The following is a 22,821-nucleotide window of genomic DNA, read 5'->3' as shown; positions in this document are numbered from 1 at the left end:
TGGATGGGTATTGGTCCCGACGACATAGTGCCCGAGGCGGACGCGGCGGAGCAGCGTCAGGCCCTCGACGCCGAGGACGACGCCGGCCTGGACACCGCCTACCTGGACGCCGCCGATCGTGAGGCCAACGAGGCGGACGTCATCGAGCAGGCGTTCGTCGTCCCGGCCGACGACGACTGGGATGACAGCGCCGGGTGACCGCCGACCTGCACGTGCGCCGCTACGGCCCGGACGGTCCGGTGCGGATGCTGGCCCTGCACGGCCTGACCGGTTACGGCGGGCGCTGGCAGCACCTGGCCGGCTACCTGCCCGAAATCGCCATCGCCGCACCGGATTTGCTCGGCCATGGCAGGTCGTCGTGGGCGGCGCCGTGGACCATCGACGCCAACGTCTCGGCGCTGGCCGCGCTGCTCGACGATGACGCCGCCGCACCGGTGCTGGTGGTCGGGCACTCGTTCGGCGGCGCGCTGGCGCTGCAGCTGGCCGCGGCGCACCCGGAGCGGGTGGCGGCGCTGCTGCTGCTCGACCCGGCGGCTGGGCTGGACGGGGGCTGGATGCGTGACATCGCCGCGGCGATGTTCGCCTCCCCCGACTACCCCGACGCCGACGAGGCGCGCCTGGAAAAGGCCGCCGGCTCCTGGGCGGACGTCGATCCCGCCTGGCTCGACACCGAGATCGACGAGCACCTGATCGAGCTGCCCAACGGCCGCTACGGCTGGCGCGTCAGCCTGCCGGCCATGATGTCCTACTGGAGCGAGCTGGCCCGAAACGTCGTGCTACCGCGGGCCGGAACCCCGACGACCCTGGTGCGCGCCAAGCAGACGTCGCCGCCCTACGTCAGCGACGAATTGATCGCGGGACTGCAAGGCAGGCTCGGATCCGATTTCCGGCTGCTGGATTTCGACTGCAACCACATGGTGCCGCACTCCAGGCCCACCGAGGTCGCGGCGCTGATCCGCGAGCTGTCGGAAGCCCGCTGACCGTGGCGCCGGTGACCGACGAGCAGGTCGAGCGGGTGCGTGCCCTGGTCGCCGCGATCCCGTCGGGCCGGGTCTCCACCTACGGCGACATCGCCACTGTCGCAGGGCTTTCCAGCCCCCGCATCGTCGGGTGGATAATGCGGACCGACTCTTCGGACCTGCCCTGGCACCGGGTGATCACCGCGTCCGGGCGCCCCGCGCGACACCTCACCACCCGGCAGCTGGAGCTGCTGCGCGCCGAAGGTGTCCTGGCGAAGGACGGCAGGATCGCGCTGGACGAAGTCCGCTACGAGTTTCCCGCGGGCTAGAGAACAAGCCGGACCAGAGCCGCCGTGCGGGCCAGACCCGGGAACGCCTCGGCCGTCGACCGGGGGTGCAGCGCGTGCACGGCCAACCGAAACATCAACGCCCGCAACAACATCTGCGGCCATTCGGGCAGCGCGTTCCAGCGTTCGATGAGCCCGTCGTCGGCCTCGCCCCAGGACAGCGCGTCGACGACGACGACACCCGCCGCCCACGACGCGGGCCGCCAGTAGGGGGTGATGTCGGTGATTCCCGGCGCCGCGGTGCCGATGAAAAGCACTGTGCCGTAAAGGTCCCCGTGGACCAGCTGGTTGGGGCTCTTGGTCGGCTTGCGCAGACTGGCGAGCTGGCCGATCAGCTCGACCGACTTCTCGGCGTCCGACGACGGCGGCGCCGTGCGCGCGCCCGGCGGCACGGACGCCAGCGGCCGCTCTTCCCACGCGGCCCGGTCGGCGGCGATGAACACGTCGACATCCCCCCACGGCGCGGTCGGGCCCTGGGTCAGGAAGCGGGGGCGCTCCAGCTTCCCGGTCGCCTCGTGCAGGCGCACGGCCGCGGAGACGACCTCGTCATGCCGGGGCTCCGGCGTGCCCGCGACGAAGGTGTCCGCCCGCCACCCCGACACCACGTATCGCCCGTCGGTGGAGCGAACCGGTCGGGCCAGCCGGACGCCGTCCACGAACAACGTCTCGCGCACCCGCGCCGACCAGGCGGCGCGGGCGTGGTCGGCGACGACCGACAGCACCACCTCGCCACAACGCCAGCCGCCCTCCCAGCTGGCCCCCAACAGGACGGGCTTCACGCCGGTCAAACCAAACGCCGCCAGCACATGCTCCGGCGGTGGCTCGACTGTCACACCGGTAGCGTAATGGAGCCGATCGGCCGGATCGGGTCAGTACATCACCATGTCGGGCTGCATCTGTTTGGCCCAAGCCACGATGCCGCCCTGCAAATGCACCGCGTCGGAGAAGCCGGCCTTCTTCACCGCGGCCAGCGCCTCCGCCGAGCGCACGCCGGTCTTGCAGTACAGCACCGCCTTGCGGTCGTGGGGCAGCTGCGCCAGGCCCTCGCCGGAGCTGAGCAACGACTTCGGGATCAGCTGGGCGCCGTCGATGTGGTTGATGTCCCACTCCACCGGCTCGCGGACGTCGATCAGGGCCAGCTTCTTGCCGGAGTCCAGCAACTCGCGCAGCTCGCGCGGGGTGATGGTGGAATCGGCGGCCGCGGCGGCCCCATCTTCGGACACCGCGCCGCAGAAGTCCTCGTAGTCGATCAGCCCGGTGATCCTCGGCGTCGACGGGTCCTTGCGGATGCGGATCGTGCGGTAGCTCATCTGAAGCGCGTCGTAGATCATCAACCGGCCCAGCAGCGGTTCGCCGATCCCGGTGATCAGCTTGATCGCCTCGGTGCCCATCACCGACGCGATGGACGCGCAGATGATGCCCAGCACCCCGCCCCCGGCGCACGACGGGACCAGCCCGGGCGGCGGCGGCTCCGGGTAGAGGTCGCGGTAGTTCAGGCCGCGCCCGGCCGGGGCGTCCTCCCAGAACACCGACACCTGGCCCTCGAAGCGGTAGATCGACCCCCACACGTAGGGCTTGCCGGCCAGCACCGCGGCGTCGTTGACCAGATACCGGGTGGCGAAGTTGTCGGTGCCGTCCACGATCAGGTCGTACTGGGCGAACAGGTCGACGGCGTTGTGCGGCTCGAGCCGGAACTCGTGCAGCCGCACGTCGACCAACGGGTTGATGGCGGCGATCGAGTCGCGCGCCGAGCAGGCCTTGGACCGCCCGACGTCGGCGACGCCGTGGATGATCTGGCGCTGCAGGTTGGACTCATCGACGACGTCGAAGTCGACGATGCCGATGGTGCCGACGCCCGCGGCGGCCAGGTAGAGCAACGCGGGGGCGCCGAGGCCGCCGGCGCCGATCACCAGCACCCGCGCGTTCTTCAGCCGCTTCTGCCCGTCGACGCCCAGGTCCGGGATGATCAGGTGCCGGCTGTAGCGGGCCACCTCGTCGCGACTCAGCTGGGCTGCGGGCTCGACCAGTGGCGGCAGTGACGTCTCGGATGTCGACACCGAACAACTCCTCGGTAGCTTTCGTCAGCTCTATCCATCACAGCAGTTGCCCGGATCAACGGCAAACAACCACCGTTGCTTCCCGGGCGGCAGGCGCCGAGACTGCGCACAGATCGCGGTTTACCCGCCAATCCACGCGCTGAGCGCAGTCTCGGCGTAGGCCGGGCGCGCGCAGCGCGTCAGGCGATCGGATACGGCCAGGGGTTGAACCGGCAGGTCTTGCCGTCGGCCTTGACGAAATCGGGGTCGAACTTGGCGGCGTCGTCGTTGGAGGTGGAGAACGTCTGCTGCATCATCACCGGCGCCAGGCCGCCCTGCTGCTCGCACGGCTCGTGCCGCACGTACCCGATGGCGTGGCCCACCTCGTGGTTGATCACGTACTGCCGATAGGAGCCGACGTCGCCCTCGAACGGCACGGCCCCGCGCACCCAGCGCGCCTCGTTGATGAAGACCCGCGCCTGCCGGTCGGGCCCGTAAACCGGGTTGTAGCAGGAGGTCTCCAGCCGAAATTCGTAGCCGCACCCGCCGCGCACCGTCACCGGCGACACCAGCGAGATCCGGAAGTCGGGCTTGCCGTTATCGATCCGGATAAAAGCGAATTGCGGGTTGTGCGTCCAGCCCTTGGGGTTGTCGAGCGTCTGGTCGACCATCTCGGCGAAGGCCTCGTCGCCGCCGAACATCGTTGGGTCGATGCCGTTTTCGACCTCGACGGTGTAGCGGAACACCTTGGCGGTGCCCTGACCGACCTGTGGCATGGTGCCCGGCACGATGTGCCACGTCTTGTCGCCCGCCTCGGTGAACGGGCCGCCGTCCGGCAGCGTGCCGGCGGGCAGGTTGGCGTCGAAGGCGGCGAGCCCGCGGGGTGGCGCGTCGATGATCGACGTGCCGACCGCGCCGATGTCCGGCGTGCCCTGGATGGATTGCGTCGCCGTCGGTTTCGGCGCGCTCGTTCCGGTGACGGTCTGATAGATCACCAACCCGGTGAGCACCGCCAGCACCGGCAACGCGTAGGCGCGCCAGCCGTAGGTGGAGACGAACCGTCCCAGCCACGTTTGCTTGCGCCACTGGCGCTGCCGCTCCCGGTCGGCGCGGGTGCGTCCAGCCCCCGGGCCGATCGGGTCACGCAGCGCGCGAAGCGGTTCTCGCCACTCGTCGCGCACCATGGGAACCCGACCGGTGCCGCGCACGGGTCGCTGGGACGTCATTGCCCCAGGATTGCACAGCCGGCCCGGTGACCGCCCTTGGCGCGCCCGAATGCCGCCCGCGACACCGTGTCTGCCAGCGCAGACGCCGACGATGACGATCACGAACGGACCACGGGTAGTAATGTCTTTGCGACGAGCCGCGAGCGGCGGCGACAAGCAGATGAGGACTCGATGAGCGATCTCGCCAAGCCGGCGGCACGACGCGCCGTCAAATCGGCCGACCGTGGTCGGCCGGGAGACGGCGTCGTGGCCGCCAACCGGCGCGGCAACCGCTTGCCCCGCGACGAGCGGCGCGGCCAGCTGCTGATCGTCGCCAGCGACGTCTTCGTCAACCGCGGCTACCACGCGGCGGGCATGGACGAGATCGCCGACCGGGCTGGCGTCAGCAAACCGGTTCTGTACCAACACTTTTCGAGCAAGCTGGAGCTCTACCTGGCGGTGCTGCACCGGCACGTCGACAACCTGGTCACCGGTGTGCAGCAGGCCCTGAGCACCACCACCGACAACCGGCGCCGGCTGCACGCGGCGGTGCAGGCGTTCTTCGACTTCATCGAGCACGACAGCCAGGGCTACCGGCTGATCTTCGAGAACGACTACGTCACCGAGCCCGAGGTCGCCGCGCAGGTGCGGGTCGCGACCGAATCCTGCACCGACGCCGTGTTCGATCTGATCAGCGCCGATTCCGGGCTCGACCCCCACCGCGCCCGCATGATCGCGGTGGGACTGGTCGGCATCAGCGTCGACTGCGCCCGGTACTGGCTGGACTCCGACCGCCCGATCTCCAAGGCCGACGCCGTCGACGGCACCGTCCAGTTCGCCTGGGGCGGGCTGTCACACGTGCCGCTTACTCGCCCTTAGCGCCCTTTCCCGCGTGCTTGCCGGCCGACTCGGCCCCGATTCCGAACCCGACCCGGCGCGCGTCGGCGACACCGATTTCGACATAGGCGATCTTCGAGCTCTGAATCAGGAAGCGACGGCCCCGCTCGTCATTCAGGCTGAGCAGGCCCGAGTCGTCGCGCAGGGCGGCCGCGACGAGCTCCTCGACTTCGGCTTGCGTCTGCGTACTGGACAGGACCAGCTCCCGCGGACTGTCCGTGATACCGATTTTGACCTCCACGGTGGCCCCTTCCGTTCGTAATCAAAGGCGTTGAAGTTCCTCAGACGTGTCAGCAGCAGGCTAGTGGACGCGCCTGGGCCGCATGTCTCCCCGGCCCCCCGGTTCGCGATAAGCGAACCGGGGGCCGACCGAAGATAACGATTCGCTCCCAGCTCGGCCAACATGGCCTTCGCCGCCCGGTTCGCGATAGTCACATCGGTAACATCGGCACCATCAGAAACATGCTCACCGATCGTCTCGGCCCGGTTTACGACTACCCCGACGACGACTATGACGGAGCCGACACCGACGTGCTGGGCGGCTACGGCGACCTGGCGTGGCCGGCCGACACGCGCTGGCGCCCGGCCGCCGCGATCCTCGGCGCGGTGGTGGCCATCGGCGCCATCGCGACCGCCGTGATCGTCAACAGCGGCGACAGCGCGTCGACGAAGGCGACCGTCGGGGCGCCGCCGCCCCGGACGCTGACCTCCGCGCCGCCCGCACCCAGAACGCCTGTCGCCCAGCCCAGCCCGTCCGCTATCCCCTCCCAAACACCCCTGCCGCCCGAGACGGTGACCACCGTTGCCCCGCCGCCCAGCGCCAGCCCATTGCCGTCGCCGGCGCAGACGCCGACCGCCCTGCCGCCCCCGGTGGCCGCTCCGCCGCCCGTCGCGCTGAACCCGCGCACCGTCGTCTACACCGTCACCGGGACGAAACAACTGCTGGACCTGGTGAACGTGGCCTACACCGACGCCCGCGGCTACCCGCAGACCGAGTTCAACGTGTCGCTGCCCTGGTCGAAGGTGATCGTCCTGAACCCCGGGGTCCAGACGGTGTCGGTGGTCGCGACCAGCTTCATGGGCCGGCTCAACTGCTCGGTCGTCAACGCCGCCGGTCAGCCGGTGGTGATGTCGGCCAACAACGGCGTCGTGGCGACCTGCACCCGCTGAGGCGTCAGCTCAGGCCTAGTTCACGCATCCGCCGGTCGTGCGTCTGCTGCAGGCGGTCGAAGAACGCGGTGAGCTGGCCCAGGCCGCCGGGGCCGGACACCACCAGGTCGACCAACTCGTCGTGCTCGGCCAGCACGTACTGGGCCTGGGTGATCGCCTCCCCGAACAGCCGGCGGGACCACAGCGCCAGCCGGCTGCGCTGCTTGCCGCTGGACGTCACCGCAGCGCGCACCTCGGCGATGACGAACTGCGAGTGCCCGGTCTCCGAAAGCGCCGCGCGCACCACGTCGGCGACCTCGTCGGGCAGCCCGTCGGCGATCTCCAGGTACAGGTCGGCGGCCAGCGCGTCGCCCACGTAGGTCTTCACCAGCGCTTCCAGCCACGTGCTCGGCATGGTCAGCCGGTGATAGTTCTCCAGCGCCGAGACGTACTTCGCCATCGCCGACACCACGTCGACGCCGCGGCGTTCCAACGCGTCGCGCAGCAGCTCGTAGTGCTGCATCTCGGCGGCGGCCATGCTCGCCATGGAGATCCGTCCCCGCAGGTCGGGCGCCATCCGCGCCTCGTCGGTGAGCCGGTAGAACGCCGCGACCTCGCCGTAGGCCAGCACCGCGAACAACTCGTTGACGCCAGGGTGCTCCGCCGACAGCCGCGAGGCAGGCGGATCGTCCACCTGATCGGCATGGGAGGGCCCGGAAAGGGGCGGGGTCATGGCAACACTCTAGTCGGCGGGATTAGCGCCAAATGGGTGCCAGCTTGCGACCAGCTATCATGGACGCAGGTATTGGCTGAATTTTCATTGCCCGCCGGTATCTGCGAAATGTGCGTGCACAGCTGGCCCAGCATCATGGGGCCGCGCCTCGGCGACGTATTCGGAGTCGGAACTCGTGCGCGCGTGACCGCGACAGAGAAACACCGACACAAACCGATATGTCACCGAAAGGCTTACTACCCCCGCATGAGCACAACTGAACTGACTTTTGCCAACCTCGGCGTTCGCGACGAAATCGTCCGCGCCCTCGCCGAAAAGGGCATCGAGCGGCCCTTTGCCATCCAAGAACTGACCATGCCGCTGGCGCTCGCCGGCGACGACGTGATCGGCCAGGCCCGCACCGGCATGGGCAAGACCCTCGCCTTCGGCGTGCCGCTGCTGAACCGCATCACGTCCGGAACCGGCGTGCGCGAGCTCAACGGCACCCCCCGCGCCCTGGTCGTGGTGCCCACCCGCGAGCTCTGCCTGCAGGTGACCGAGGACCTGGCCGCCGCGGCCAAGTACCTGGTCGCCGACGAGGGCCGCCGCCTGTCCGTCGTGTCGATTTACGGCGGACGGGCCTACGAGCCACAGATCGAGGCGCTGCAGGCCGGCGTCGACGTCGTGGTCGGCACCCCGGGCCGGCTGCTCGACCTGGCCCAGCAGGGCCACCTGCAGCTGGGCGGGCTGTCCATGCTGGTCCTCGACGAGGCCGACGAGATGCTCGACCTGGGCTTCCTGCCCGACATCGAGCGCATCCTGCGCCAGATCCCCGAGGACCGGCAATCCATGCTGTTCTCGGCGACCATGCCGGGCCCGATCATCACGCTGGCCCGCACGTTCATGAACCAGCCCACCCACATCCGGGCGGAGGCGCCGCATTCGGCGGCCACGCACGACACCACCGAGCAGTTCGTCTACCGGGCCCACGCGCTGGACAAGGTGGAGCTGGTCAGCCGCGTGCTGCAGGCCGAGGGCCGCGGCGCGACGATGATCTTCACCCGCACCAAGCGCACCGCGCAGAAGGTCGCCGACGAGCTGGCCGAGCGGGGCTTCAAGGTCGGCGCCGTGCACGGCGACCTGGGCCAGATCGCCCGCGAGAAGGCGCTGAAGGCGTTCCGCAATGGCGACATCGACGTGCTGGTCGCCACCGACGTCGCCGCCCGCGGCATCGACATCGACGACATCACCCATGTCATCAACTACCAGATCCCCGAGGACGAACAGGCCTACGTGCACCGGATCGGCCGTACCGGCCGCGCCGGCAAGACCGGTATCGCCGTCACCCTGGTGGACTGGGACGAGCTGCCCCGGTGGTCGATGATCGACAAGGCGCTCGGCCTGGAGAACCCCGAGCCCGCCGAGACCTACTCGAACTCGCCGCACCTCTACGAGGAGATGGGCATCCCCACCGAGGCGAGCGGCACGGTCGGCTCGCCGCGCAAGTCGCCGGTCAAGCGCCGCGACACCGACCGCGACGGCCGCCAGGGTGCGGACAAGCCGGAGAAGTCCAGCCGTTCCCGCTCCGGCGCACGGCGTCGGCGCACCCGCGGCGGCCAGCCCGTCACCGCCCACCCCGCCACCGCCAACGGCGAAGCCGCCGCGACGACGTCGGAGACACCGTCGGGCGCGCCTGCCGGGACCTCCAGCAGCGGCCAGCGCCGCCGCCGGCGCCGCAAGCCCGCCTCGCAACCGAGTACAGCCCCCGCCGCAGCCAACTGAGGCCCGCGCCGCCGCATGGTCAAACCGGAGCGCCGCACGAAGGGCGACATCTTGGCCGCCGCGGCGATCGCGGTCGTCGTCGCCGTCGCGGCGGCGCTGATCTGGTGGACCAGCGACGCGCGGGCCACCGTCAGCCGGCCCGCCGCCACTCCGGCGCCCGCGCCGACCCCCGCCCGCGACGTCCCGGCCACCCTGAAGCAGCTGTGGACCGCGCGCAGCCCCGCCACCACCGCGCCCATCGTGGTGAGCGGGACGATCGCCACCGCCGACGGCCGCCAGGTCGACGGGCGCGACCCCGGCACGGGGCAGTCCCACTGGAGCTACGCCCGCGACAGCGACCTGTGCGGGCTGTCCTGGGTCTACCACTACGCCGTCGCCGTCTATAAGGACGACCGCGGCTGCGGGCAGGTCAGCACCCTCGACGGCGCCACCGGCCGGCGTGGCGCGGCGCGCAGCGGCTACGCCGACCCGCGCGTGCGCCTTTCCTCCGACGGCACCACGGTGCTGTCGGCCGGCGACACCCGGATCGAGCTGTGGCGCTCCGACATGGTCCGGATGCTGGCGTACGGCGAGACGGACGCGCGAGTGAAGCCGTCGGCGCGCGGGCTGCACTCGGGGTGCCGGCTGATCTCGGCGGCGGCCAGCTCGTCGGCGGTGTCGGTGCTGGAGAGCTGCGCGCCGCAGGGCGACCTGCGGTTGGTCCTGTTGCGCCCGGGCAAGGAAGACGACGAACCCCAGCAACACGTCGTGGCCGAACCAGGGATCGGGGCGGATTCGGGCGCCCGGGTGCTGGCGGTCTGGGAGAACAACACCGCGGTGTATCTGCCGTCCCCGCAACCCCGGGTCGACGTCGTCGACGACACCGGCACCACGGTGGCGAGCACGCTGCTGGCCAAGCCGCCGTCGCGCTCGGCGGCGGTGTCGCAGACCGGCAACCTGGTGACCTGGTGGACCGGCGATTCGCTGATGGTCTTCGAGGCGACCAACCTGACCCTGCGCTACACGATCGCGGCGGGCGAGACGACCGCGCCGCTGGGGCCGGGCGTCATGATGGCCGGCCGGCTGCTGGTGCCGGTCACCGGGGCGATCGGCGTCTACGACCCGCTCAGCGGCGCCAACGAGCGCTACATCCCGGTGAACCGGGCGCCGGGCGATGCGGCGGTGGTCCCGGCCGTTTCGGGGTCCCGGGTTTTCGAGCAGCGCGGCGACACCGTCGTCGCGCTGGGCTGAGCGGCGGGGTTGCGTGAGTCCTGGGCTTTGCGTGTGAATCCTGGGCGGCGACACGCCGGGCGGCGGCGCCGTCAGCTCACACTGAAAGCCGTCAGTTCACACTAAACGCCGTTGGCGTCGCCGCTAGATCTCGACGGCGAACGTCGGCAACGGTTTGCCCGTCTTCCAGTGCTTGAGCAACGCCTTCGCCAACTCGGCGTAGGCCACCGCGCCTTTGTTCTTGCGCCCGGCCATCACCGACGACCCCGAGGCGCTCGCCTCGGCGAACCGCACCGTGCGTGGGATCGGCGGGGCGAGCACCGGCATTTCGTAACGGTCGGCGACGTCGACCAGGACGTCGCGGGTGTGGGTGGTGCGGGAGTCGTATAGCGTCGGCAGGGCGCCCAGCAGCCGCAGGTCCGGGTTGGTGATCTGCTGGACATCGGCGACGGTGCGCAGGAATTGGCCGACGCCGCGGTGCGCCAACGTCTCGCACTGCAGCGGCACGATGACCTCGTCGGCGGCCGTCAGCCCGTTGAGGGTGAGCACGCCCAGCGACGGCGGGCAGTCGATGATGACGACGTCGAACTGGTCGGCGAGCTTGGCCAGCGCGCGTTTGAGCGCGTATTCGCGCCCGGCCCGCATCAGCAGCATCGCCTCGGCGCCCGCGAGGTCAATGTTGGCCGGCAGCAGCGTCATTCCCTCCATCGTCGTGACGAGCGCGGCGTTCGGCTCGACCTCACCGAGCAGGACCTCGTGCACCGACACCGGCAACTTGTCGGGATCCTGGCCCAGCGAGAACGTCAGGCAACCCTGCGGATCCAGATCCACGAGCAGCACCCGCTGGCCCTTGTCCGCCATCGCCGCGCCCAGCGAGGCCACCGTGGTCGTCTTGGCAACCCCGCCCTTCTGGTTGGCCACCGCCAATACCCGGGTCTTAGTCATGAGCGCGGCTCCTCCTCATCGCTTCGCTCTGCATCGTCACCGCGCGCTCACTAGCGCCCGCCCCTCCATTGTGTTGCCGCGGTCACACTGCCCATCCTGGCATGTTCGACCGCCATGCGCTTCGGCCGACGGCCCGGCATGTCCGTCCGGCAGAATCGGTCGGCATGGGCATCTACAACCACCGGCTGGTGCTGCTCCGCCATGGCGAGACCCCGTGGTCCAAGTCCGGCCAGCACACCGGACGCACCGATCTCGAGCTCACCGATCACGGGCGGGTCCAGGCCGAGCTCGCGGGCCGCGTTCTGGCGGAACTCAATCTCGCCGACCCGCTCGTGGTCAGCAGCCCGCGCATCCGCGCGCTGACCACCGCCAAGTTGGCCGGCCTCACCGTCGACGAGGTGTCTCCCCTACTCGCCGAATGGGACTACGGCTCCTACGAGGGGCTGACGACCCCGCAGATCCGGGAGACCGACCCCGATTGGCTGGTGTGGACGCACGGATGCCCCGGCGGCGAGAGCGTGGCGCAGGTCAGCGACCGCGCCGACAAGGCGGTCGAATTCGCGTTGGGGCACATGGGCACGCGCGACGTGGTGTTCGTCGGCCACAGCCACTTTTCCCGCTCGGTGATCACCCGCTGGGTCGAGTTGCCGCTCGTCGAGGGCAGCCGGTTCTGGATGCTCGCCGGCTCGATCGCCGTGTGCGGGTTCGAGCACGGCGTGCGGCAGCTCGCCGCGCTCGGATTGACGGGCAACCCTCAGGCGATCGCACCCGGGTGAGCGCCGAACCGCCGTTCGCGCTGTGCGGTCCCCGGGGGACGCTCCTCGCCGAAGGGGTGCGCGCAACCTACCGCGACCTGGGCGCGGCCCAGGCCGCGCTGCGCTCGGGCGCGGCCCCAATAGTGTTGGGCGCGTTGCCTTTCGACGTGAGCCGGCCCGCGGCCCTGCTGGTACCCGGCACGCTCACCTCCACCGACGGGCCGCCGGACTGGCCGGCGGGCCCGCTGGCGCCTGTGCGCGTCGCCGCCGCGGTGCCGCCGCCGGCCGACTACCGCGCCCTGATCATTCGCGCGCGGGACGCACTCGCGGCGCCGGACAACCCGCTGCACAAGGTGGTGCTGGCCCGCGCCCTGCGACTGGTCGCCGACGCGCCGCTGGATGCCCGCGAGATCCTGCGCCGCCTGGTCGCCGCCGACCCCGCCGCCTACGGCTACCTCGTCGACCTGACCGCGGCCGGCGACGGCTACGCCGGCGCGGCGCTGGTGGGCGCCAGCCCCGAACTTCTGGTGGCGCGCAGCGGCGATCGCGTGGTGTGCCAGCCGTTCGCCGGTTCGGCCCCGCGGGCCGCCGACCCGGCGCTCGACGCGGCCAACGGGGCCGCGTTGGCCCGTTCCGCCAAGGACCGCCACGAGCATCGGCTGGTGATCGAAACCATGCGCGCCGCGCTGGAGCCGCTGTGCGACGATTTGACCATCGCGGGAGAACCGCAGTTGAGCCGCACCGCGGCGGTCTGGCATCTGTGCACCCCGATCAGCGGCCGGCTGCGCGAGAAGTCAACCACTGCAATCGATCTGGCTCTGGCGCTGCACCCCACCCCGGCGGTCGGCGGCGTTCCGACGAAGGCCGCGACCGAGCTCATCGCCGAGCTGGAGGGTGACCGCGGCTTCTACGCCGGCGCCGTCGGCTGGTGCGACGCCGGCGGCGACGGCCACTGGGTGGTGTCGCTGCGCTGCGCGCAGCTGTCGGCCGACCGCCGCACCGCGCTCGCGCGCGCCGGCGGGGGCATTGTCGCCGAATCCGATCCCGACGACGAAGTCGCGGAAACCACAACGAAATTCGCCACGATATTGAACGCGCTGGAAGTTGAGCAATGACGGAAAACATCCGCCGCGCCATCCCGCAGGACGCCGGCGATATTGCCGACATGATTCGCGCGCTCGCGGAATTCGAACACGCCGCCGAGCAATGCACCGTCACCGAAACACAAATTTCCACAGCGCTTTTCGGTAATACACCCGTCGTGCACGGGCATGTTGCCGAAGTCGACGGCCAGATCGCCGCCATGGCGTTGTGGTTCGTCAACTTCTCCACCTGGGACGGTGTCGCGGGCATCTACCTCGAAGACCTGTTCGTACGGCCCGGTTTTCGCCGCCGCGGCCTGGCCCGCAGGCTCCTGGCGGCGCTGGCCCGCGAATGCGTCGAGAAGAGCTACACGCGGTTGTCGTGGGCGGTGCTGAACTGGAACGTCGACGCCATCGCGCTCTACGAAGGCGTCGGCGCCGCACCGCAGCACGAGTGGACCACCTATCGGCTGTCCGGCCCGCCGTTGGGCGAGCTGGCGCGGCGGCCCTGATCGCCGGCGGCGGCCCAGCGCACGGCCGCCGGGGTGAACAGCAGCACCAACACGCACAGCGCCACGGTCCCCAGCGGAACGCCGAAGGCCGGTCGGTGCGAGCCGACCGCGACGTACCACGCCACGGGAAGCAACAGCAGCTGCGTGAAGACCGCCACCCCTCGGCCCCACCGCTTGCCGAGCAACAGCGCGCGCCCCGCGGCCAGCACCACGCCGCCGACCAGTACGAACCACGCCGCCGTGCCCAATCCGTTGACCACGCGCTGGTCGGCCCCCGCGATGCCACGCACCACCAGCACGATGGCCATGACCAGCGCGACCACGCCCTGCACCGCGACGATCACGCCCGCCGCACGGACGGTGGACGGGGCGCGCGGGGTCACAGCGCCAGCGTAGTCAGGGCCGCTTGCCCCAAAGCGGGGCCTTAACCCCCGCGCATAAGCTCGTGCATCATGCGCGCCGTGCTGATCGTGAATCCCACAGCCACATCCACCACTCCAGCCGGTCGCGACCTTCTCGCGCACGCGCTCAAAAGCCGCCTGCAGCTGACCGTCGAACACACCACACACCGGGGCCACGGCACCGAACTCGCGCACCGGGCGGTCCAGGACGGAGTCGACCTGGTCGTCGTGCACGGCGGCGACGGCACGGTGAGCGGCGTGGTCAACGGCCTGCTGGGCCACCCCGGCACGGCCGCGACGGGGCCCGTGCCCGCCCTGGCGGTGGTGCCCGGCGGATCGGCCAACGTGCTGGCCCGGTCGTTGGGCATCTCCCCGGATCCGGTCGCCGCGACCAACCAGCTCATCCAGCTGCTCGACGACTACCGCCGCCACCAGACGTGGCGGCGCATCAGCCTGATCGACTGCGGCGAGCAGTGGGCCGTGATCAACGCCGGGATGGGCGTCGACGCGGAGGTGGTCGCCGGGGTGGAAAAGCAGCGCAACAAGGGCGTCAAGGTCACCCCGCTGCAGTATTGGCGCGTGGCGATACCCGTCACGCTGGCCTTCCGCCGCCGCGAACCGCTCCTCACAGTGGAGCTGGCCGGCCGCGAGCCCGTCACCGGCGTGCACTTCGCCTGGGTGTCCAACACCAGCCCCTGGACGTATAGCAACAGCCGCCCGCTGGTGACCAACCCCGGCTGCAGCTTCGAGTCGGGCCTCGGGGTGTTCGCCCTGACCGAGATGAAGGTGTTCCCCACGCTGCGGCTGGTGAGCCAGCTGCTGGGCAGCGGGCCGAAGGGCGACCCGCCACAGCTCGTCCGCGACGACGACGCCGCCTGCCTGCGGGTGACCTCGACCGCGGGCCCGGTGGCGAGCCAGTTCGACGGGGATTACCTCGGGCTGCGCCAAACCATGACGTTCAGGTCGGTTCCGGATGCGCTGCCCGTGGTCGCACCGCCCGGCAAAAACCGCCTCTGACCTGCGGCGACCGGCGTTCGGGAGCAATATCACAGCGGAAACGGCGCGTCAGTGTAGTACAACGGACTAAGGGCTCGAATAAGAAGTCGGTGAAGTGAGATAGCCCACGAGGCTGCGCACGACTATTGACATCTGTTGAGCCTGTGAAACGATCGAAAGGTTGCATGCAGAAATTCATGTAGGGGCGCGGACCCTTTTCTTGTGCACGCTTTAACAGCCGAAGAAAAAGACCGTGCGCCTTGCTGCGCACTCAGTGAGGAGTAACAACTTATGGATTGGCGCCACAAGGCGGTCTGTCGCGACGAGGACCCGGAGCTGTTCTTCCCGGTAGGGAACAGCGGCCCCGCGCTCGCGCAGATCGCTGACGCGAAACTGGTCTGCAATCGGTGCCAGGTGACCACGGAGTGCCTCTCCTGGGCCCTGAACACCGGCCAGGACTCGGGCGTCTGGGGGGGCATGAGCGAAGATGAGCGGCGCGCACTCAAGCGTCGCAACGCCCGGACGAAGGCCCGCAGCGGAGTCTGACGGCAGTTTGCATACGGTGCGGCCCCGACGGATCGTCGGGGCCGCACCGTTGTGTAAGGCACTTACAACAAAAGCCGCGTTCGCCGGCCGATCGGCACCCTAAGCACCACGTCGGTGCCGCGGGCCGGGGCGTGCCGCATCCCCAGCGTTCCGTCCAGCTCCGCCGACACCAGCGTCCGCACGATCTGCAGGCCCAGGCTGTCGGAGTTGTCCAGGCTGAACCCGTCGGGCAGTCCGCGCCCGTCGTCGTGGACGACGACGTCGAGCCAGCGCGCCGAGCGCTCGGCCCTGATAGTCACGGACCCTTCCTGGGCCGCCGGGTCGAAGGCGTGCTCGATCGCGTTCTGGACGAGCTCGGTGATGACCATGATCAGGGCCGTCGCGCGGTCGGAGTCCAGCACGCCCAGGTCGCCGACCCGGTTGATCCGGATCGGCCGGTCCACCGACGCCACGTCGTTCATGATCGGCAGGATCCGGTCGATGACCTCGTCGAGGTTCACCTGCTCGTCCACCGACATCGACAGCGCGTCGTGGACCAGGGCGATCGATGACACCCGGCGCACCGACTCGATCAGCGCCTCCCGGCCCTCGGCGTTCGCGGTCCGCCGGGCCTGCAGGCGCAGCAGCGCTGCCACCGTTTGCAGGTTGTTCTTCACCCGGTGGTGGATCTCGCGAATGGTGGCGTCCTTGGAAATCAGGGCCCGGTCGCGGCGCTTGACCTCGGTGATGTCGCGGATCAGCACCGCGGCGCCGGCGCTGGCGCCGTGAACCACCAGCGGCAGCGTCCGCAGCAGCACCGTGGCGCCCCCGGCGTCGACCTCCATGCGCATGCTGCGGCCGCCGGCCAGCAGGTCGCGCACGTGCTCGGCCACCTCCTGCGCCTCGAAGGGGTCGGAGATCAGCGGCCGCGTCGCGTCGACGAGGTGGTGGCCCTCCAACTCCGACGTCAGCCCCATCCGGTGGTAGGCCGACAGCGCGTTGGGGCTGGCGTACGCGACGACGCCGTCGACGTCGAGCCGGATGAAGCCGTCGCCCGCGCGCGGCGTCGAGCGCGACATGACGACGTCGCCGACGTCGGGGAAGGTGCCCTCGGCGAGCATGTGCACCAGGTCCGCGGCGCACTCGCGGTACGCGGTCTCCAGTTGGCCGGACGCGCGGTCCGCGGCGTCCGCGGTCTGGTGCCGGGTCAGCACCGCGACCACGTGACCGCCGTACCGCACCGGGGAGGCCGCGACGTGAGTGCCGGGCAGCTCCCACGAATGTTGTTGGCCCGCATCGCTTTCGGGCGCAACGGCGCCGCTGTCGAAAGTCTCGGCGACGAGCGGCAGCCGGTCGGCGGCGACGACGGTCCCCACCGCATCGGTTTGCAGCACCGTGGGCGCGGTGTTCGGGCGACACTGCGCCACGCACACCAGCACGCCGTCGTCGCGGCGAACCCACATCAGGTAGTCGGCGAACGACAGGTCGGCCAGCAGCTGCCACTCGCCTACCACCGCGTGCAGGTGGTCCACCGCGTTGCCCGGCAGCATCGTGTGTTCGGCAAGCAGATCACCGAGCGTGGACATGCGGATACGAGGGTTTCGGTAGCCCGGCGGCTAGCTGATCACGGCGATGAGGTCGCCGGCCTGGATGACGTCGCCCACCGATACGCTCACCTTGCTGACGGTGCCGTCGACCTCGGCCAGGACGGGGATCTCCATCTTCATGGACTCCAGCAGCACCACGATGTCGCCCTTGCCGATCGAGTCGCCCTCGTTGACGACAACCTCGAGCACGCTGGCCACGATCTCGGCGCGAACATCCTCCGCCATCTTCACCCCACTCATCCTGGCCATCGGCGCATGCTGGCTGCTGGTCTATCAAGCTCATGTATATCGAACCACAGGACCGGTGCGGACCGCGGCACGCGGGGCGTAGCCGTCGTGAGACAATGTGAGACAAGCTAGTGAGACAAGCTAACGGGTGCGCGGCGCCCGATCGATGCACTATCACGGAGGTTAGAAGAATGGCCAAGCGTGGCCGGAAGAAGCGCGACCGCAAGTACAGCAAGGCCAACCACGGCAAGCGGCCCAATTCCTGAGGGGCCCAAATTCCTGGCGGGGTAGTTACTCGATCCCGCGGATGATGGTGGTCCGGCGGATCTCCAGCCGGAGGCGTTCCTTCAGGCCCTCGGGGGCCTTGTCGCCCGTGCACTTGGTGGCGATCAGCGCCTTGAGCCGCTCCTCGATCCCGTAGTGCTGGAAGCACCCGGGGCACGCCTCGAGGTGCTGGCGCAGCCTCTCCTTCGCCTCGGGGGTGCACTCGCCGTCGAGCAGGGTCCATACCTCGGCGATCACCTCGGCGCAGCCCAGGCCGTGGGAATGACTGTCGTCGGCGCGCGGCTCGGCGGGGCCGGCAGACTCGCTCATGACGGCACCTCCTCGTGCGCCTGTTGACCGCGGGTGAAGCCGCGCTCCTTGGCCACGTCGGCCAGGAGACCGCGCAGCTGACGTCTGCCGCGGTGCAGCCGAGACATTACCGTCCCGATGGGCGTGTCCATGATCTCGGCGATTTCCTTGTAAGGGAAACCCTCGACGTCGGCGTAGTAGACGGCCATCCGGAATTCCTCCGGCAACGCCTGCAGCGCCTCTTTGATCTCGTTGTCGGGCAGCGCCTCGAGCGCCTCGACCTCGGCCGAACGCAGGCCGGTCGAGGAATGCTCGGCGTTGGACGCCAGTTGCCAGTCGGTGATCTCCTCGGTCGGATACTCCGCCGGCTGACGCTGCCGCTTGCGGTAGCTGTTGATGTAGGTGTTGGTCAGGATGCGGTACAGCCACGCCTTGAGGTTGGTGCCGGCCCGGAACGAGCGGAACCCGGCGTAGGCCTTCACCATCGTTTCCTGCAGCAGATCCTCGGCGTCGGCGGGGTTGCGCGTCATGCGCAGCGCGCCGCCGTAGAGCTGGTCCAGCAGCGGAATCGCGTCGCGCTCGAAGCGCGCCGTGAGCTCCTCGTCGGTCTCCCGTGGGGTTGCCGGTTCGGCAGCCTCCAGGCCCGTCTCCCCGTCGGTGTCGGCCATCTCGATTAACACGGTCCCTTCTGCAGCGGTGACGCCGGTGGGCACCGAATACGCCGCCGAACTCGCAAGCGAGCGGGTCAACTGCTCGTCCTCCAAGAGGCACGTCGCGGTTGGCACCAGACTGCTCCTCCCAATCTAAAGGCTGCCTCCGACAGTGTCTGTCCGGGCTGCGCATCTGCATCAGAAACCGACTGTTTTAACAGCATCCGGCAGCCGGCTATTTCCCGGGCGGAATCGGGGCGGTTCGGGCGTGGCGTTAATGTGACGCCATGTCCCTGAACGGCAAAACCATGTTCATCTCCGGCGCCAGTCGCGGAATCGGCCTCGCGATCGCCAAGCGGGCCGCGCAGGACGGCGCCAACGTCGCGCTGATCGCCAAGACCGCCGAGCCGCACCCCAAGCTGCCGGGCACGGTGTACACGGCCGCCAAGGAACTCGAGGATGCGGGCGGGCAGGCCCTGCCGATCGTCGGGGACGTCCGGGACCCGGATTCGGTCGAGGCCGCGGTGGCCAAGACCGTCGAGCAGTTCGGCGGCATCGACATCTGTGTGAACAACGCGTCGGCGATCAACCTGGGCTCGATCACCGAGGTGCCGATGAAGCGGTTCGACCTGATGAACGGCATCCAGGTGCGCGGCACGTACGCCGTCTCGCAGGCCTGCCTGGCGCACATGAAGGGCCGGGAGAACCCGCACATCCTGACGCTGTCGCCGCCGGTGCTGCTCGGCAAGGAGTGGCTGAAGCCGACCGCCTACATGATGGCCAAGTTCGGCATGACGCTGTGCGCGCTGGGGATCGCCGAGGAGATGCGCGACGAGGGCATCGCCTCCAACACGCTGTGGCCGCGCACGCTGGTCGCGACCGCCGCGGTGCAGAACCTGCTCGGCGGGGACGAGGCGATGGGGCGGGCCCGCAAGCCCGAGGTGTACTCCGACGCGGCCTACGTCATCCTCAACAAGCCCGCGCGCGAGTACACCGGCAACATGCTGCTGTGCGAGGACGTGCTGGTGGAATCCGGCGTCACCGACCTGTCGGTCTACGACTGCATTCCGGGTTCGAAGCTGGGCGTCGACTTCTGGGTCGACGGCGTCAACCCGCCGGGGTACACGGGTCCCTAGTCGTGGCGGGCGCTGCCACGCCGGCGCTGGCCGCTCTGACCAAAGCCGGTGTGCCGCATGAGATCGTCAAGTTCGGTCACGATCCCCGGGAATCGTCGTTCGGCGTCGAGGCGGTCCAGGCGCTGGGCCGGGCCGGGGTGGCGCCCGAGCAGATCTACAAGACCCTGATCGTCGCCGTGCCCGACGGGCTGGCCGTCGCGATGGTGCCGGCGGCGTCGAAGTTGTCGCTCAGGGCCGCCGCCGCGGCGCTGGGGGTGGCCAGGGCCGGCATGGCCGAACCCGCTGCCGCCGAACGGGCCACGGGCTACGTGGTCGGCGCGGTTTCTCCGTTCGGGCAGCGCAAGCGCCTGCCCGCCGTCGTCGACGCGAGCGCGCTGGGCTGGGAACGCGTGTACTGCAGCGCGGGCCGGCGCGGCTGGGACGTCGCGGTCTCGCCGCAGGATCTGCTCCGGCTGACCGGGGCGGTCATCGCGGACATCCGGGCCTAGGCGTTCTGGCTCCGCGAGCCTAACCGCACTGCGAAAATCCGCGCCGAATTTCGCAACCAGGTTAGGCTCGCGGAGCCAAAGGTGTTGCTGCTCAAGCACGGTCGCCCGACTCGCTGAGGAAACCCTCGATGACGGGGGCGAGTTCGGCCGCGTTGTGCACGACGTCGATGTGACCGCCCGAATGCAGGTGCAGAATCGAACGGGGCAGCAGCCGGTGCAGAATGTGGGCGTTGACGACCGGGATGATCGGGTCGTCGGTGCCCGAGACGATCAGCGTCTCCTGCCGCACGGCGGGCAGCGCGAACAGGCTCGTCCAAATCGACCCGGCGAGCAGTTGGTGCAGGTAGCCCATCTTCGACCCGGCGTGCAACTGCCGCACGAACAGGCGCGCCACGTCTTCACCGTGGGCGCGCACGGTACCGCCGTAGAGGTCACCGGCGATCGACGCGGCATAGTCGGGATCCGAAAACCTGCGCGGGGTAATCATTTTGGACAGCACCGATAAGCGAGCGGGCACCATGAGCACGCCGGTGCCGGTCGCCACCAACACCATGCGCCGGCAACGACGCGGGTTCTGAAAGGCGAACTGCTGCGCCAGGGCACCGCCCCAGGACAGCCCGAAGATGTCGACCACGCCGATGCCGAGTTGGGACAGCACCCGGCCCAAAACCCAGGCGAGGTAGGGAATCCCATACGGCAGCGGCGACGTCGGCGATCCCCCGGTGCCCGGCACGTCGAACCTGATCACGGTCATCGGCAGCTGTTCGACCAGCGGATCGAGCACCTCGAGGCTGGCGCCGATGCCGTTGCACAGCACCAGCGGCACGCCCGTTCCCTCTCGCACGTTCACCCGGATCCGCTGACCGCCCGCGCTGACATAGCGTTCCTCGCCGAGCGTGCTTGGCGTAACCACCCGCAGCCGCCTCCGTTGCGCCGTCACTCACTTCTCCATCACGTAACGGCCGGGGGCCGGCCCGAGTGGCGGGAGGCCGTCGCCGCCAAGCTGTTTCGGCGCCCTGAGCTCGGGGCCGCTGCGCTCGGCGAGCCAATCGGCGTAGTCCGGCCACCAGGAGTCGCTGGACTTCTGCGACGACTCCAGCCACTGCTGGGGCTCTTCGGCGTCGACGGCACCGGTCCGGAAGGACGCCTTCGGGTTGCCCGGCGGGTTGACCAGCGCCGCGATGTGGCCGCTGGTGGACAGCACGTAGCGGTTGTCCTTGCTGCCGAGCAGTCGCGCGCTGCGATAGGTGGCCTGCCACGGGGAGATGTGGTCGGCGACGCCGCCGACGACGTAGGCGTCGCAGGTGACCTTGCCCAGGTCGACGGGGCTGCCCAGCATGCTTACGGCGCCTGGGGTGACCAGCGCGTTGCGCATCGCCATCGACACCATGTCGCGGTGCAGCGCGGCGGCCATCCGGGTGGTGTCGGCGTTCCAGAACAGCACGTCGAACGCCGCCGGCTTGCGGCCCTGCACATAGTTGTTCACCCAGTACCGCCACACCAGGTCGGTGGGCCGCAGCCAGGCGAACATCTCGGCCATGTCGCGCCCGTCCAGGTATCCCTTGCGGCCCGAAACCCGGATCGCCGCCTGTGCCGCGCGGTCGCTCATCGCCGCCGCCGCGAAGCCGGCCCGGGTCTCGTCGAGCACGGTCACCGACAGGTTCAGGCCCGCAATGCGATCGCCCTGCCCGATGTCGGCGAGGTGGGCCGCCGTCATCGCGGCCAGGATGCCTCCCGAGCAGGTGGCCAGCAGGTGAGTGCTGTCGGTCCCGGCGATCTTCTGCACCGCGTCCATCGCCTCGACGATCGCGGCGCCGTACGCATCGAATCCCCAATCCCGGTGCCGCTTTTGCGGATTTCGCCACGAGATAGTGAAGACCTGTTGGCCCTGCTGGACGAAGTACTCGATCATGCTGCGCCCGGGCGCGATGTCCATGATGTAGAACTTGTTGATCACGGGCGGCACCATCAGCAGCGGAACCTCGCGCACCTTGGCCGTCTGCGGGGCGTACTGGATCAGTTCGAACATCGGGGTCTGCAGCACGACCGCCCCCGTGGTGACGGCCAGGGTCTCGCCGACGGCGAACGCGTCGGGCTCGACCATCGCGGGCACCCGGGGCTTCGAAAGCATGTCCCGCGCAAAGGCTTTCAGGCCGCGGACCGCGCTCAGCCCACCGGTGTCGATCATTGCCTTCCAGCCCAGCGGGCTGATCAGCGGGTTGTTGCTGGGGGCCAGGCCCTCGACGAGGTTGTCGACGACGAATCGCATCCTCTCCTGGTCGCGCCAGTCCAGCCGGGCGTCGGCGAGCAGCCCCTCGGCGGTCTCGGCGCCGGCGAGGTAGGCCTGCATGATCCGGTGCAGCACCGGATTCTCCTGCCAGGCAGGGTCACTGAAGCGCTTGTCGGCGCGCGCCGGGACGCGCTGCGACTCCCCCACCGCGATGGCGCCGAGCTCGCGCGTGAGGGTGCCGATCCGGTCGGCCACCGCGCCGGGCCGACGGGCGAGGCTCGCCCCGAAGTGGCTCCAGGTTGCATCGGGCAGCATCCGGCTGACGAACGGTTTGGTGGCGCTGGTGAGCAGCAGGTCGAGCGGCGCGGCGAGCTCGTCGGGTTTGGTCATTTGGCTG

Annotated in this window: 28 protein-coding genes; 15 read left to right on the top strand and 13 right to left on the bottom strand. The window is 69.8% G+C overall.

All coding sequences use genetic code 11. The features are described from left to right. The first annotated feature begins 3 nt into the window (after window positions 1-3). The 3 genes from AC5Y7V_RS08060 to AC5Y7V_RS08050 are packed head-to-tail and all read left to right on the top strand — an operon-like array spanning window position 4 to window position 1,288. Complete coding sequence (locus tag AC5Y7V_RS08060) at window positions 4-198, top strand: Rv3202a family protein (protein WP_499879474.1); 195 nt, start codon at window positions 4-6, stop codon at window positions 196-198. Beyond that, entirely contained in the window at window positions 195-980 is a 786-nt protein-coding gene (locus tag AC5Y7V_RS08055) for an alpha/beta fold hydrolase (RefSeq protein WP_499879473.1), read from the top strand. The genes AC5Y7V_RS08060 and AC5Y7V_RS08055 overlap by 4 nt, the downstream gene beginning before the upstream one ends. Window positions 981-982: 2 nt before the next feature. Further along, the gene (locus tag AC5Y7V_RS08050; RefSeq protein ID WP_499879472.1) at window positions 983-1,288 is read left to right on the top strand and encodes an MGMT family protein; all 306 of its coding nucleotides are present in this window, start codon (window positions 983-985) and stop codon (window positions 1,286-1,288) included. Here AC5Y7V_RS08050 and AC5Y7V_RS08045 read toward each other — a convergent pair. The 3 genes from AC5Y7V_RS08045 to AC5Y7V_RS08035 form a co-directional block, all read right to left on the bottom strand. Beyond that, window positions 1,285-2,139, bottom strand: a complete 855-nt coding sequence (locus AC5Y7V_RS08045) for a TIGR02569 family protein (RefSeq protein ID WP_499879471.1) — start codon at window positions 2,137-2,139, stop codon at window positions 1,285-1,287. The genes AC5Y7V_RS08050 and AC5Y7V_RS08045 overlap by 4 nt on opposite strands. A 36-nt stretch (window positions 2,140-2,175) precedes the next feature. Further along, window positions 2,176-3,363 carry an adenylyltransferase/sulfurtransferase MoeZ gene (gene moeZ, locus AC5Y7V_RS08040; RefSeq protein WP_499879470.1) on the bottom strand — a complete coding sequence of 396 codons (1,188 nt, stop codon included), beginning with the start codon at window positions 3,361-3,363 and terminating at the stop codon, window positions 2,176-2,178. A gap of 179 nt (window positions 3,364-3,542) precedes the next feature. After that, on the bottom strand, window positions 3,543-4,568 hold the full coding sequence (locus tag AC5Y7V_RS08035; RefSeq protein ID WP_499879469.1) for a DUF3152 domain-containing protein: 1,026 nt from the start codon (window positions 4,566-4,568) through the stop codon (window positions 3,543-3,545). Between the two features lie 171 nt (window positions 4,569-4,739). Here AC5Y7V_RS08035 and fasR point away from each other — a divergent pair, with 171 nt between their 5' ends. Next, a complete protein-coding gene (fasR, locus tag AC5Y7V_RS08030) occupies window positions 4,740-5,426 on the top strand; it encodes an HTH-type transcriptional activator FasR (RefSeq protein WP_499879468.1) in 687 nt (228 codons plus the stop codon). On the opposite strand, the gene AC5Y7V_RS08025 is transcribed toward fasR, so the two are convergent. Then, window positions 5,413-5,685 carry a DUF3107 domain-containing protein gene (locus AC5Y7V_RS08025; RefSeq protein ID WP_499879467.1) on the bottom strand — a complete coding sequence of 91 codons (273 nt, stop codon included), beginning with the start codon at window positions 5,683-5,685 and terminating at the stop codon, window positions 5,413-5,415. The two genes, fasR and AC5Y7V_RS08025, sit on opposite strands and share 14 nt — an antisense overlap. A 203-nt stretch (window positions 5,686-5,888) precedes the next feature. Here AC5Y7V_RS08025 and AC5Y7V_RS08020 point away from each other — a divergent pair, with 203 nt between their 5' ends. Then, window positions 5,889-6,614, top strand: a complete 726-nt coding sequence (locus tag AC5Y7V_RS08020; RefSeq protein ID WP_499879657.1) for an MmpS family transport accessory protein — start codon at window positions 5,889-5,891, stop codon at window positions 6,612-6,614. A gap of 4 nt (window positions 6,615-6,618) precedes the next feature. On the opposite strand, the gene AC5Y7V_RS08015 is transcribed toward AC5Y7V_RS08020, so the two are convergent. After that, window positions 6,619-7,326: a ferritin-like fold-containing protein gene (locus tag AC5Y7V_RS08015; protein ID WP_499879466.1), complete on the bottom strand. Its 708-nt coding sequence runs from the start codon at window positions 7,324-7,326 to the stop codon at window positions 6,619-6,621. Window positions 7,327-7,572: 246 nt separating this feature from the next. On the opposite strand from AC5Y7V_RS08015, the gene AC5Y7V_RS08010 reads away from it, so the two are divergent. Next, window positions 7,573-9,087, top strand: a complete 1,515-nt coding sequence (locus tag AC5Y7V_RS08010) for a DEAD/DEAH box helicase (protein WP_499879465.1) — start codon at window positions 7,573-7,575, stop codon at window positions 9,085-9,087. 15 nt (window positions 9,088-9,102) lie between these two features. Continuing rightward, the gene (locus AC5Y7V_RS08005; RefSeq protein ID WP_499879464.1) at window positions 9,103-10,317 is read left to right on the top strand and encodes an Rv3212 family protein; all 1,215 of its coding nucleotides are present in this window, start codon (window positions 9,103-9,105) and stop codon (window positions 10,315-10,317) included. A 123-nt stretch (window positions 10,318-10,440) separates the two neighbouring features. On the opposite strand, the gene AC5Y7V_RS08000 is transcribed toward AC5Y7V_RS08005, so the two are convergent. Next, the gene (locus AC5Y7V_RS08000; protein ID WP_499879463.1) at window positions 10,441-11,241 is read right to left on the bottom strand and encodes a ParA family protein; all 801 of its coding nucleotides are present in this window, start codon (window positions 11,239-11,241) and stop codon (window positions 10,441-10,443) included. Between the two features lie 164 nt (window positions 11,242-11,405). Between AC5Y7V_RS08000 and AC5Y7V_RS07995 the strand changes: the two genes are divergently transcribed. Genes AC5Y7V_RS07995 through AC5Y7V_RS07985 form a run of 3 tightly spaced genes read left to right on the top strand, consistent with a single transcriptional unit; the run spans window position 11,406 to window position 13,590 of the window. Beyond that, window positions 11,406-12,017 carry an acid phosphatase gene (locus tag AC5Y7V_RS07995; protein ID WP_499879462.1) on the top strand — a complete coding sequence of 204 codons (612 nt, stop codon included), beginning with the start codon at window positions 11,406-11,408 and terminating at the stop codon, window positions 12,015-12,017. Further along, window positions 12,014-13,111, top strand: a complete 1,098-nt coding sequence (locus AC5Y7V_RS07990; RefSeq protein WP_499879461.1) for an isochorismate synthase — start codon at window positions 12,014-12,016, stop codon at window positions 13,109-13,111. The genes AC5Y7V_RS07995 and AC5Y7V_RS07990 overlap by 4 nt, the downstream gene beginning before the upstream one ends. Further along, window positions 13,108-13,590: a GNAT family N-acetyltransferase gene (locus tag AC5Y7V_RS07985; protein ID WP_499879460.1), complete on the top strand. Its 483-nt coding sequence runs from the start codon at window positions 13,108-13,110 to the stop codon at window positions 13,588-13,590. Before AC5Y7V_RS07990 ends, AC5Y7V_RS07985 begins: the two co-directional genes overlap by 4 nt. On the opposite strand, the gene AC5Y7V_RS07980 is transcribed toward AC5Y7V_RS07985, so the two are convergent. Continuing rightward, complete coding sequence (locus tag AC5Y7V_RS07980; protein ID WP_499879459.1) at window positions 13,542-13,973, bottom strand: hypothetical protein; 432 nt, start codon at window positions 13,971-13,973, stop codon at window positions 13,542-13,544. The two genes, AC5Y7V_RS07985 and AC5Y7V_RS07980, sit on opposite strands and share 49 nt — an antisense overlap. 69 nt (window positions 13,974-14,042) lie before the next feature. Here AC5Y7V_RS07980 and AC5Y7V_RS07975 point away from each other — a divergent pair, with 69 nt between their 5' ends. Beyond that, entirely contained in the window at window positions 14,043-15,008 is a 966-nt protein-coding gene (locus AC5Y7V_RS07975; RefSeq protein WP_499879458.1) for a diacylglycerol/lipid kinase family protein, read from the top strand. A 270-nt stretch (window positions 15,009-15,278) separates the two neighbouring features. Next, entirely contained in the window at window positions 15,279-15,533 is a 255-nt protein-coding gene (gene whiB1, locus AC5Y7V_RS07970) for a transcriptional regulator WhiB1 (RefSeq protein ID WP_066932419.1), read from the top strand. Between the two features lie 62 nt (window positions 15,534-15,595). On the opposite strand, the gene AC5Y7V_RS07965 is transcribed toward whiB1, so the two are convergent. Together AC5Y7V_RS07965 and AC5Y7V_RS07960 are read right to left on the bottom strand one after the other, a co-directional pair. Further along, window positions 15,596-17,098 (bottom strand): sensor histidine kinase, encoded by a 1,503-nt coding sequence (locus tag AC5Y7V_RS07965; protein ID WP_499879457.1) that lies wholly within the window; start codon window positions 17,096-17,098, stop codon window positions 15,596-15,598. A 30-nt stretch (window positions 17,099-17,128) separates the two neighbouring features. Next, complete coding sequence (locus tag AC5Y7V_RS07960; RefSeq protein ID WP_066932464.1) at window positions 17,129-17,344, bottom strand: biotin/lipoyl-binding carrier protein; 216 nt, start codon at window positions 17,342-17,344, stop codon at window positions 17,129-17,131. A 194-nt stretch (window positions 17,345-17,538) separates the two neighbouring features. On the opposite strand from AC5Y7V_RS07960, the gene AC5Y7V_RS07955 reads away from it, so the two are divergent. Beyond that, the gene (locus AC5Y7V_RS07955) at window positions 17,539-17,613 is read left to right on the top strand and encodes a 50S ribosomal protein bL37 (RefSeq protein WP_003416889.1); all 75 of its coding nucleotides are present in this window, start codon (window positions 17,539-17,541) and stop codon (window positions 17,611-17,613) included. 25 nt (window positions 17,614-17,638) lie between these two features. Here the strand turns inward: AC5Y7V_RS07955 and rsrA are convergent, their stop codons facing one another. After that, complete coding sequence (gene rsrA, locus AC5Y7V_RS07950) at window positions 17,639-17,941, bottom strand: mycothiol system anti-sigma-R factor (RefSeq protein WP_499879456.1); 303 nt, start codon at window positions 17,939-17,941, stop codon at window positions 17,639-17,641. Further along, the gene (locus AC5Y7V_RS07945; protein WP_499879656.1) at window positions 17,938-18,588 is read right to left on the bottom strand and encodes a sigma-70 family RNA polymerase sigma factor; all 651 of its coding nucleotides are present in this window, start codon (window positions 18,586-18,588) and stop codon (window positions 17,938-17,940) included. The genes rsrA and AC5Y7V_RS07945 overlap by 4 nt, the downstream gene beginning before the upstream one ends. A 269-nt stretch (window positions 18,589-18,857) precedes the next feature. Between AC5Y7V_RS07945 and AC5Y7V_RS07940 the strand changes: the two genes are divergently transcribed. Together AC5Y7V_RS07940 and AC5Y7V_RS07935 are read left to right on the top strand one after the other, a co-directional pair. Continuing rightward, entirely contained in the window at window positions 18,858-19,706 is an 849-nt protein-coding gene (locus tag AC5Y7V_RS07940; protein ID WP_499879455.1) for an SDR family oxidoreductase, read from the top strand. A gap of 2 nt (window positions 19,707-19,708) precedes the next feature. Then, the gene (locus tag AC5Y7V_RS07935; protein WP_499879454.1) at window positions 19,709-20,194 is read left to right on the top strand and encodes a YbaK/EbsC family protein; all 486 of its coding nucleotides are present in this window, start codon (window positions 19,709-19,711) and stop codon (window positions 20,192-20,194) included. Window positions 20,195-20,285: 91 nt separating this feature from the next. Here AC5Y7V_RS07935 and AC5Y7V_RS07930 read toward each other — a convergent pair whose 3' ends face one another. Both AC5Y7V_RS07930 and AC5Y7V_RS07925 read right to left on the bottom strand, forming a co-directional pair. Continuing rightward, complete coding sequence (locus AC5Y7V_RS07930; protein ID WP_499879655.1) at window positions 20,286-21,113, bottom strand: alpha/beta fold hydrolase; 828 nt, start codon at window positions 21,111-21,113, stop codon at window positions 20,286-20,288. A 21-nt stretch (window positions 21,114-21,134) separates the two neighbouring features. Then, window positions 21,135-22,814: a PHA/PHB synthase family protein gene (locus tag AC5Y7V_RS07925; RefSeq protein ID WP_499879453.1), complete on the bottom strand. Its 1,680-nt coding sequence runs from the start codon at window positions 22,812-22,814 to the stop codon at window positions 21,135-21,137. Window positions 22,815-22,821: the final 7 nt, after the last annotated feature.

The sequence above is a fragment of the Mycobacterium sp. NGS34 genome, assembly GCF_059812845.1.
Note: the sequence above shows the minus strand (reverse complement) of the source record. Positions and strands in the feature narration are given on the sequence as shown.

Excerpts from the sequence above, each read along its gene's own strand:
- AC5Y7V_RS08060 (WP_499879474.1), top strand. The coding sequence starts at position 4 with ATGGGTATTGGTCCCGACGACATAGTGCCCGAGGCGGACGCGGCGGAG.
- AC5Y7V_RS08035 (WP_499879469.1), bottom strand. The coding sequence starts at position 4,568 with ATGACGTCCCAGCGACCCGTGCGCGGCACCGGTCGGGTTCCCATGGTG.
- fasR (WP_499879468.1), top strand. The coding sequence starts at position 4,740 with ATGAGCGATCTCGCCAAGCCGGCGGCACGACGCGCCGTCAAATCGGCC.
- AC5Y7V_RS08015 (WP_499879466.1), bottom strand. The coding sequence starts at position 7,326 with ATGACCCCGCCCCTTTCCGGGCCCTCCCATGCCGATCAGGTGGACGAT.
- AC5Y7V_RS08010 (WP_499879465.1), top strand. The coding sequence starts at position 7,573 with ATGAGCACAACTGAACTGACTTTTGCCAACCTCGGCGTTCGCGACGAA.
- AC5Y7V_RS08005 (WP_499879464.1), top strand. The coding sequence starts at position 9,103 with ATGGTCAAACCGGAGCGCCGCACGAAGGGCGACATCTTGGCCGCCGCG.
- AC5Y7V_RS08000 (WP_499879463.1), bottom strand. The coding sequence starts at position 11,241 with ATGACTAAGACCCGGGTATTGGCGGTGGCCAACCAGAAGGGCGGGGTT.
- AC5Y7V_RS07995 (WP_499879462.1), top strand. The coding sequence starts at position 11,406 with ATGGGCATCTACAACCACCGGCTGGTGCTGCTCCGCCATGGCGAGACC.
- AC5Y7V_RS07985 (WP_499879460.1), top strand. The coding sequence starts at position 13,108 with ATGACGGAAAACATCCGCCGCGCCATCCCGCAGGACGCCGGCGATATT.
- AC5Y7V_RS07975 (WP_499879458.1), top strand. The coding sequence starts at position 14,043 with ATGCGCGCCGTGCTGATCGTGAATCCCACAGCCACATCCACCACTCCA.
- whiB1 (WP_066932419.1), top strand. The coding sequence starts at position 15,279 with ATGGATTGGCGCCACAAGGCGGTCTGTCGCGACGAGGACCCGGAGCTG.
- AC5Y7V_RS07965 (WP_499879457.1), bottom strand. The coding sequence starts at position 17,098 with ATGTCCACGCTCGGTGATCTGCTTGCCGAACACACGATGCTGCCGGGC.
- AC5Y7V_RS07960 (WP_066932464.1), bottom strand. The coding sequence starts at position 17,344 with ATGGCGGAGGATGTTCGCGCCGAGATCGTGGCCAGCGTGCTCGAGGTT.
- rsrA (WP_499879456.1), bottom strand. The coding sequence starts at position 17,941 with ATGAGCGAGTCTGCCGGCCCCGCCGAGCCGCGCGCCGACGACAGTCAT.
- AC5Y7V_RS07945 (WP_499879656.1), bottom strand. The coding sequence starts at position 18,588 with ATGGCCGACACCGACGGGGAGACGGGCCTGGAGGCTGCCGAACCGGCA.
- AC5Y7V_RS07940 (WP_499879455.1), top strand. The coding sequence starts at position 18,858 with ATGTCCCTGAACGGCAAAACCATGTTCATCTCCGGCGCCAGTCGCGGA.
- AC5Y7V_RS07925 (WP_499879453.1), bottom strand. The coding sequence starts at position 22,814 with ATGACCAAACCCGACGAGCTCGCCGCGCCGCTCGACCTGCTGCTCACC.